Source organism: Photobacterium proteolyticum, assembly GCF_001939735.1.
Taxonomy (GTDB): Bacteria; Pseudomonadota; Gammaproteobacteria; order Enterobacterales; family Vibrionaceae; genus Photobacterium; species Photobacterium proteolyticum.
Window position 1 is genome coordinate 262,828 of the sequence record NZ_MJIL01000087.1, and the last position, 9,388, is coordinate 272,215.

7 protein-coding genes are annotated in these 9,388 nt (G+C 48.3%); 3 read left to right on the forward strand and 4 right to left on the reverse strand.

Annotated elements, in window-relative coordinates:
- Nucleotides 1–321: 321 nt before the first annotated feature.
- The gene (miaE, locus tag BIT28_RS19290; protein ID WP_075766566.1) at nucleotides 322–1,116 is read left to right on the forward strand and encodes a tRNA isopentenyl-2-thiomethyl-A-37 hydroxylase MiaE; all 795 of its coding nucleotides are present in this window, start codon (nucleotides 322–324) and stop codon (nucleotides 1,114–1,116) included.
- 125 nt (nucleotides 1,117–1,241) lie between these two features.
- Here miaE and topA read toward each other — a convergent pair whose 3' ends face one another.
- Complete coding sequence (gene topA / locus BIT28_RS19295) at nucleotides 1,242–3,887, reverse strand: type I DNA topoisomerase (RefSeq protein ID WP_075766567.1); 2,646 nt, start codon at nucleotides 3,885–3,887, stop codon at nucleotides 1,242–1,244.
- 601 nt (nucleotides 3,888–4,488) lie between these two features.
- Between topA and BIT28_RS19300 the strand changes: the two genes are divergently transcribed.
- Nucleotides 4,489–4,737, forward strand: coding sequence for a YciN family protein (locus BIT28_RS19300; RefSeq protein ID WP_075766568.1), 249 nt, complete (start codon nucleotides 4,489–4,491; stop codon nucleotides 4,735–4,737).
- Between the two features lie 65 nt (nucleotides 4,738–4,802).
- On the opposite strand, the gene BIT28_RS19305 is transcribed toward BIT28_RS19300, so the two are convergent.
- The 3 genes from BIT28_RS19305 to BIT28_RS19315 form a co-directional block, all read right to left on the reverse strand.
- Nucleotides 4,803–5,216 carry a DUF805 domain-containing protein gene (locus BIT28_RS19305; RefSeq protein WP_075766569.1) on the reverse strand — a complete coding sequence of 138 codons (414 nt, stop codon included), beginning with the start codon at nucleotides 5,214–5,216 and terminating at the stop codon, nucleotides 4,803–4,805.
- A gap of 9 nt (nucleotides 5,217–5,225) precedes the next feature.
- The gene (gene sohB / locus BIT28_RS19310; RefSeq protein WP_075766570.1) at nucleotides 5,226–6,287 is read right to left on the reverse strand and encodes a protease SohB; all 1,062 of its coding nucleotides are present in this window, start codon (nucleotides 6,285–6,287) and stop codon (nucleotides 5,226–5,228) included.
- Nucleotides 6,288–6,709: 422 nt separating this feature from the next.
- Nucleotides 6,710–8,080: a hypothetical protein gene (locus tag BIT28_RS19315; RefSeq protein ID WP_075766571.1), complete on the reverse strand. Its 1,371-nt coding sequence runs from the start codon at nucleotides 8,078–8,080 to the stop codon at nucleotides 6,710–6,712.
- A 263-nt stretch (nucleotides 8,081–8,343) separates the two neighbouring features.
- Here BIT28_RS19315 and BIT28_RS19320 point away from each other — a divergent pair, with 263 nt between their 5' ends.
- Nucleotides 8,344–9,102, forward strand: coding sequence for a YciK family oxidoreductase (locus BIT28_RS19320; RefSeq protein WP_075766572.1), 759 nt, complete (start codon nucleotides 8,344–8,346; stop codon nucleotides 9,100–9,102).
- Nucleotides 9,103–9,388 lie beyond the last annotated feature (286 nt).

Here is a 9,388-nt window from a genome sequence, read left to right on the forward strand (position 1 = left end):
TTCAGTAACACACATGTTGTTAGTATACTAAGTAATTATGTTGTTACATGTAAAGCAACAACACTAAACAGCAGCAAGTTACGTTAGTTAACTCCAAATAAAAATAGTTAGTACTGTAATCATTTAAATGCAACCAAATGCCCCAAACCACTGTAACTCATTTAACATCTAGTCTAAAAAACTGCCTTTAGCTAGCCTCATAGTGCTCTATTCCAACACTATAGGGCTCTATGCCAAGGCTTTGATTTGTTATACTCCCTGTCATAAAAGGGCTGATTTCAGTTCCAACGACAATAAACCAGAGACTCAACAAGAATTCCCATGAACGACACTCAGCGCATGATTGACGAGCTGTTATCGCCAATCAGACTATTTCTCCAGTGCGACACGCCCGAAAGCTGGATTGAAGAAGCCAGAAAACCAGAGAACCTGATGGCTCTCCTTGTCGACCATTGCAATTGTGAACTGAAAGCCAGCCAGACTGCCATGTGGCTAATTCGCAAATACGCAGTTGATGAAGAGAGCGGCAAGGAACTACTGGCATGGGCCAAGCCTTACGAGGACTTTGTCTATGGCAAAGCGCGCTGCACAGATGCTTTCCACGGCAAGAAAAACGGCCTGTCAGCCCCGCTGGTTCCAAAGCCTGGCTTCATTCACGGCCAGGAACTCATCGACAAGATGGTTCGGCTAATCAAAGAGGAGTTTCATCACTTCGAGCAAGTGCTGGAGATCATGGAGCAACGTGATATTCCCTACAACAACTTGCGTGCAGGTCGCTATGCCAAGGGGCTAATGAAAGTTGTGCGGACCCACGAGCCTGCAACCCTGATCGATAAACTGATCATCGGTGCCTATATCGAAGCCCGCTCCTGCGAGCGTTTTGCCAAGCTGGCCCCTTATTTAGATGAAGAGCTGAAGAAGTTCTATATCTCGCTGCTCCGCTCTGAAGCGCGCCACTATCAGGACTACCTGACACTGGCCGAGCAAATTGCGGGCGAAGACATCTCTGTCCGAGTGAAAGCGATTGGTGCCAGAGAAGCCGAGCTGATTAGCACTCCGGATTGCAGTTTCCGCTTCCACAGCGGTGTTCCGGCCTTTGCTGAAGCAGGAGCCTGATGCCTCCCCCCCCCCTTAACAAGGAAGGCAGAGGAACCAGCGCACCGCCTCTTTTCAAGAGGAGACTGGAAGAGGTTAAGTTGCACTATACAGATATAAAAAAACCGCCTTTCGGCGGTTTTTTATTATTTCTCGGCTTTTTCTTTCTTCGGCTTCTTACGCTTGTCGGTAATTTCCCATTTACCGTCAATAAAGAGACCAGTCCAGCCCGATGGCTTACCATCAATTTCCGAACGGATGTAGTTCTCTTTCGTCTTGCGGCTAAAGCGCACCACTGTCGGACGACCATCCGGATCCTCGGTCGGTGCCTCGGCCAGATAAGTGAATTTCGGCGACAGGCGATCCTTGAATCGGGCAAGCTCTTCCACCAGCGGAGCTCGTGTCTCGCGTGATTTAGGGAAAGTGCTGGCTGCCATAAACAGGCCAGACGCACCGTCACGCAATACAAAGTAAGCATCCGGATCCTGGCTGCACGGCAGCTCAGGCAAGTGAACCGGATCTTCTTTCGGCGGCGCTATTTCACCATTCTTCAGAATCTTACGCGTGTTCTTACACGTTTCGCTGGTACAACCCATGTACTTACCGAAGCGGCCGTTTTTCAGCTCCATATCCGAGCCGCACTTGTCACACTCGATAACCGGGCCGTCATAGCCTTTCAGCTTGAACTCGCCTTTCTCGACAATGTAACCGTCACAGCTCGGGTTATTACCACAGACATGCAGCTTGCGCTCCTGGTCAATCAGGTAGGCATCCATTGCCGTATCACACTTCGGACAGCGCTTCTTGGCACGCAGAGCAGCAGTTTCGACGTCTTCTTCAAGAACGTTGACGATGCCTTCCTCGTCACCAAGGTTGATTGTCGTCTTGCAGCGCTCTTTCGGCGGCAGCGCATAACCGGAACAACCCAGGAATACCCCGGTCGATGCCGTACGAATCCCCATCGGACGCTCACACGTCGGACACTTGATATCCGTCAGTACGATATTGTTCGGCTTCATGCCGCCTTCATCTTCGTCACGCTCGGCTTTCTCAAGCTCGGAGGTGAAGTCGCTGAAGAAGTGATCCAATACGCCTTTCCAGTTCGCCTCGCCTTCCGCAATCTTATCCAGATTGCCTTCCATGCGAGCCGTGAAGTCATAGTCCATCAGATCAGAGAAACTTTCGTCCAGACGATCTGACACGATCTCACCCATTTTCTCGGCATAGAAACGGCGCTGATCAACGCGGACATAACCACGATCCTGAATCGTCGAGATGATTGACGCATAGGTAGAAGGACGACCAATGCCACGCTTCTCAAGCTCTTTAACCAATGCAGCTTCTGTAAAGCGCGCTGGCGGCTTGGTGAAGTGTTGCTTCGGTTCTAGCTCTTCCAGTGTCAACATGTCGCCTACGTGGACCATAGGCAGCGTTGTGTCTTCCGTTTTGCCAGACGGACGCTGGACATGAGTCCAACCCGCAAAGCGCATCGTGCGTCCCTTGGCCTTCAACGTGAAGTCGCCAGCCTGAACGGTGATTGTGCTCGAGTCATACTTCGCAGGCACCATCTGACAGGCAACAAACTGGCGCCAGATCAGATCGTAAAGCTTAATCGCATCCTGCTCCATGCCTTCAAGGTTTTCTGCTTTCACATCAACACTCGATGGACGGATCGCTTCGTGCGCTTCCTGAGCATTACCCTTGCTGCCATAGACATTCGGCTTGGCCGGCAAATAGTTATCGCCGTACTCGCTACTGATAAAGTCACGAGCAGATTCAACGGCTTCCTTCGACAGGTTAGTCGAGTCGGTACGCATATAGGTAATGTAACCCGCCTCATAGAGACGCTGTGCCAAACCCATAGTACGTTTTACGCCATAACCCAAACGGGTACTAGCCGCCTGCTGCAGGGTCGAGGTGATATAAGGTGCCGACGGCTTGCTGCTGGTCGGACGGTCTTCACGATCGACAACTTTGTAGGCGGCCTTTTCCAATAGCGACTTCGCCGCCATGGTATCGGCTTCGTTTTCCGGACGGAATGCCTTGCCTGCCTGTTGGGCAACCATCAGACGCAGTGCATCTTTGCCTACCGTCTGGGTATTGGCATGAATATCCCAGAACTCTTCCGGCGTGAACGCTTTGATTTCGCGTTCGCGCTCAACAATCAGTTTTACCGCAACGGACTGGACTCGGCCTGCGGAAAGGCCACGAGCGACCTTCTTCCACAACAATGGCGACACCATGAAACCGACAACACGGTCAAGGAAACGTCGTGCCTGCTGGGCATTCACACCATCGATGTTCAGCTCACCAGGCTGTTCAAACGCCTGCTGGATAGCATTTTTAGTGATCTCATTAAAAACCACTCGCTTATAACGTTCATCATCGCCACCGATGATCTCACGAAGGTGCCACGCAATAGCTTCTCCCTCGCGGTCCAAATCGGTTGCCAGATAAACATAGTCAGCGTCAGCAGCCAGTTTCTGTAATTCGTTAACGACTTTTTCTTTGCCCGGTAGCACTTCGTATTGCGCTTCCCAATCGTTGTAAGGGTTAACCCCCATCTTACCGATCAGCGCCTTACGCTCTTTTTCTTTCTTGATACGGGCCTTCTCTTCAGCGCTCAACCCCTTTGTAGAGGTGGCTGCCGCTTTTTTACCCGTACTACGTGCACCCGTTGGCAAATCACGGACGTGACCCACGCTTGACTTTACAATGAAGTCCTTACCCAAGTACTTATTTATAGTTTTCGCCTTGGCAGGGGACTCCACGATAACGAGAGATTTACCCATAATGACTCTATTACGTCCTCGTGCTCGCAAAACTTTCAATATAAAACAAATAGTTGCACGCTAATATTCACACAGTGGCACGGCAACGCTAATAAACCAAACTGATTAAGTAACTAATCACTAGAGGCATTCTCAATCACTGGAGAGCGGCACTCAGGATGAGTAGTTACTTAATCTAATTGGTATTTACATATTGGGCTACAATCCTAGAAGGTCAACTGCTTTTTGATCAAAACGGTCTGTTTGCTCGTCCCTTCCCCAGTTGTTAACATCAGGTTAAGGCCGATTTCGCCCCCCAAAACTGACTGTAATCCACGCCTCTTTCTCTTTATTTATAACCATAAAGTGGCTGAGGGCGCTAATCATTACCACCTCCTCCCGACTTTGACTATTAAAACCCATAAATTTTTGCCGTCGCTCACATAAATTGGTCGATTTTCCGCCTCGACCACACACTCTTTAACCAATTTTGATGTAATTCCCGGTACCGGGTAAGGGTTTGTTTTATCGTGTTAACTTCAATACACTGTGGGCCATCTATAGCGCCCTGAAATCATCGGCTGCTATTACATGATCACGCTACGATTCAAGAGATAACCGCATGAGCAATAAAAAAACCATTTCTTCCGAAGAGTTACTGATGATTGCTAACCAGCTAATTCAGGACCATGAATCCTATCAGGATGGTATGCGAGCCACTTCCGTTGAAGAGAAAGACGATGTGCTGGTGTTCAAAGGCGAATACTTCTTGGACGACAACGGATTACCGACTGAAAAAACCACAGCGGTTTTCAACATGTTCAAATTCCTAGCCCACAAGCTGTCACCAGAGTTCACGCTAAAAGGCTAGTTACCGCACTCTCCCAAACAAACAGCCCCGCACTTGCGGGGCTGTGACGGTAGCTAACACACCAATCAGATATCAATTGTCATGGTATCCTTGTTGCCGGCGCTGCCACCATTGGCAGGTGGCTCACCACGACCTTTCGGATCCGCTCCGAATTGATTCGGCCCTTTGGTTCCGTCTAGGATCCCTAACTCGACAATGACGAATATTGGCCCGATATACGGCAAAAATGTCACGATAACCCACCAAGCACTTTTGTTTCTGTCATGAAGTCGCTTGACGTTCAGAGCCGCAGAAGCCCAGAATACGAAGCCAATAATGACCAGCGACAGGACTTCCAGCACTGGATTACTCCCGGCATTTCCAGAGGCGCTGTAGAAGAGTACCGGCAGCGATACCAACAATACAGGCAGGCTGTATAGCCAGTAATCCCGACGTCGCATCCGCCCCTGAAACGAAAACAATGCCCATTTCTGATTCATCGACCGACCTTATACGATTGGACGCTGACCGCGGCTGATCCATTTCAGCAGCAGGTTATCAGCAGCCTCGCCCGTTGCACCTGCCAGCTTTTCGGCCAGCTTTTTACGCTGAACATAGCGAACCTGAAGTACTTCGCGATCTTTGCAGGCATGGGTAATAAAGTCATCACTGGTACCAATTTCATCAACCAGACCGAGTTCGTGGGCTTGCTTGCCAAACCAGTGCTCGCCGGTTGCCACCTTCTCCAGATCAAGTTCCGGACGGTGATCTTCAATGAAGTTCTTGAACAGGTCGTGGGTTTCTTCGATTTCTGCCTGGAACTTCTCACGCGCTTTATCGGTATTCTCACCGAACATCGTCAAGGTACGCTTGAACTCACCGGCTGTGATCTGTTCAAACTCAATATCGTTTTTCTTCAGCAGTTTGTTGAAGTTCGGCAACTGGGCAATCACCCCGATTGAGCCGACTACCGCAAACGGTGCCGAGATGATCTTATCGGCGACACAGGCCATCATATAGCCGCCGCTGGCCGCAACCTTATCCACCGAGATAGTCAGCTTGATACCCGCCGCTTTCAGGCGATCAAGCTGAGAAGAGGCCAGGCCGTAGCCGTGAACCATACCGCCGCCGGTCTCGAGACGCAGCAACACTTCATCACCTTCCATTGCAACAGCCAATACCGCCGTCACCTCTTCGCGCAATGCCGATACTTCACGGGCATCAATGCTGCCATGAAAATCGAGAACAAATAAACGAGGCTCACGAACGTGAGAAAGATCACCGGCTTTGGCCGCTTTTTTGATCTCGCTCTGACGCTCTTTGTTTTTTTCTTTTTCCGCCTTCTTTTCTGCCTTTTCACGGGCTTTTAGCAATGGCTTGTCAAATAAATGCGACTCTAACTGATGAACGGTATTTTTGTACTGCTCGGTCAGATCGGTCACTTCCAGCTCGCCTTTCTGCGTCCCGTGACGTCCGCTCAACCCTTTCGCTAATACAAGAATACTGACAATCGCAATCACCACTGTGGCGATTTTGGCTAGGAACAGCCCATAATCAAACAAAAAATCCAATGTTGAGTCCTCATTTTTGGCATTTTTACTATTGTCACGAGGGACAATGATTCGCTTACACTTCGCATCTTCTTAGAGATATGGGCAGCGCAGGTGTTCCTCAAGTCCTGCAACCTGCCAATAGACTTATAATGCTTCTCTATGACGCAGATAATACTTCAATCCTAACACAGCGCCGCCAATCTTTTAGTGCTTTTACTTCGCGACCAATCACCTCTCGCCTATCATCTGCAAGGAATGTACATATGGCATAAAAAAACGCGTGACGGGGATTCTTCGTTGCAGGTAGATAATACATATATAACGGAAAGGAAAATAAAACGCAGGCAAGCGTATTACTTTGAAGAATGTATAAAAAAAGCCAGTTCGACAGCACTAAAGGCTTATCAAACTGGTGCCATTTCGTGTCTTTTCGGGGGAAGCTAGTTAAGCCATTTTCTGTAAATCAGCCTGGCAAAATTTGCATCATTAATGACTATATTTTCATTGACTAGAGCAATACTACTGTGGTTTATCGCTACCGAAATCTCATTGGACACAAGTACCATTTCCAATATCATCGATTTTTCACTTTTTAAGCTGGCTCTATTTTGCTGATCTTCTGGAAACTCAATGTATATTGTCCGGAAGGTTTGGTCATTATGGTTTGTCCAGTCTTTGACCTGCCAAGAGGCTGTGAAGCCGCTCTCTCCTTCGGGTGTAACGACAACTTTATCTTTGCTATCGAACGCCAATTTTGTCAGTTTAGGAAGAGGAGCAGTGACGTCTGAGGTATTGATATCTCTCAGATGATATAACGTTTTCCCTGCAACAAAATCATCTTCAACCTGAACAGCCGGTTTGGGTGACGTTGAACCTTGAGTCCACAGTCCAGGATTATTATCTTCGGAGAAACTAAAAAGATAATCATCATTCATGATTAAAAATGTGAAACCCTTATTCCCATAGTGTAACGTGTTACCATCTAGTCGATACAGCTCCTGATTACCTCGATAACTTACAGTACCGTCGTTAAATGAGACGATCTCATCATAGTTGTGGCCATTAGCAATATAGTGATTACTGAATATCGAATAAATAAAAGCCTGCTCACTAATATGTGATTCAATACTTGTTAATTTGGGCTTCGAGTAAAAGACGCCTGAGTGAGTATCGTAGCTTATGTCAATGGCAGACAAGTCTATACCCGCATTTTCTTTTTGATGAATAAGAGTCCTGATCTCACCAGCTCTTTCATTCAAACTTGATGAATCATTGTCACTGACCTGCTCTTCTAAAAATGGGGTAATCGATCTTGCAAGAAGATGTGCAACTTGAGATTCACTCTGTTTATCACCCACAAAATCGCGACTAATTGCAGCGTAATCAACGCCTATCTTTTCTGCGAATTCTTGCAGGGACAAGTTGTCTAGATGAGCAAGCGTCGAAAATGGAGTTACATAGTTAGCATTTGCGGAAGCAATTAACGCATAGGATTGAGTTAAGGGCGTGACTTTATCACTATCTGTGGTGATACCTGCAATTGCCTTCGCAATTATTGGATACTGAGCATCAGCCAGATCAATCTTGACTTGTCCCATTTCATTTGTTCTTTGGGCTATTTCTTCATTTAAGTCACACCTTTTATTGTTGTTTTTATCAATACAAATAGTGGCATTTTGCAGATAGCCATCAATGACTGTAATTGTCCTTTTCTCTTGTTCCACTGAAGTGCTAGACGAATCTCCACCACAGCCAATAAAAAACAAAGGACATATCAGTATGGCCGTTCTTAATCGCTTCTGGTAATTCATAAAATCCCTTTTATTGATTAGTATTTCAGTCAACGTGTTCAGCCTGTATTAATTAAACAATGGAATTAGCTATAGGGTTAGAACAGAAAGGCGACTATTTGGGTATAACAGAATGCAGAAGCCGAGAGTCTATCTGTGAACTGGGTTTACTGGTTCAAGCCCGGCTAGGCCACAAAATGAAGTAGCCGGTTATGGGCAGATCCTGCATTTTGAAATGGTTTGGGTATAATAGGAAAACTAAAAAACAAATAAGGAAGTTACACGTGGAATATCAAATCGCTGCAGATTCTCTTAAAGATCGTGTCATTCTGGTGACAGGGGCTGGTGAGGGTATCGGCCGTCAGGCTGCCATCAGCTATGCAGCTCACGGTGCAACTGTTATTTTGCTTGGCCGTACCGTTGCCAAGCTTGAAGCCGTTTACGACGAAATTGAAGCGCTTGGCTATGCTCAGCCTGCGATTATTCCTCTGGACCTGCAAGGGGCAACCAAGCAGAACTACGACGACATGGCCGAAACTATTGAAGGCCAGTTCGGCCGCCTTGATGGCGTTCTGCACAATGCCGGTCTGCTCGGTGTGATGAGCCCGTTCGATCAACTCGGCGAAGATACCTTCGACGATGTCATGCAGGTCAATGTCAAAGCCCAGTTCCTGATGACCCAATCGCTGATGCCACTGGTCAAGAAAGCCGAGGACGGCCGTATTGTCTTCACGTCATCGACGGTAGGTCACCAGGGTCGTGCCTTCTGGGGCGCCTACTCGATCTCCAAGTTTGCCACCGAAGGCATGATGCAGATCCTGGCTGACGAGATGAGCAATACCAATGTCCGCGTCAATGCCATCAACCCGGGAGCGACCCGTACGGCGATGCGTGCCAAGGCCTACCCGGCGGAAGACAGCTCAGAACTGAAAACACCTGCCGACATTATGCCGCTGTATCTATACCTGATGGGTCCGGAAAGCAAGGATGTCAACGGCCAGTGCATTGATGCCCAGCCAAAGCGCAAGCCAGGCGCGGCTTAACCCCAGCGCTTGACTCAAAATGGACAATGGATTCAAGGTTGATACCCAATAGTCCTCACAACAACCCTCCCCAGCCCTCCCTTGGAGGCAGCATTAGCGAAAACAATCGCTTAACCGCTCAAGGGAGGGAGTCAACTTTGTCGCTGTAAATACAACGACAAAAGGTGCTCCTCCCACTTTCCAAGCGAGAGGCCGGGAGGGGGTTACAATCGAGTAGGAGGAGGCCTCGCGGCCTCCGTCCTCTCACACCACCGTACAAGCGTGGGTCGCATACGGCGGTTCCGAA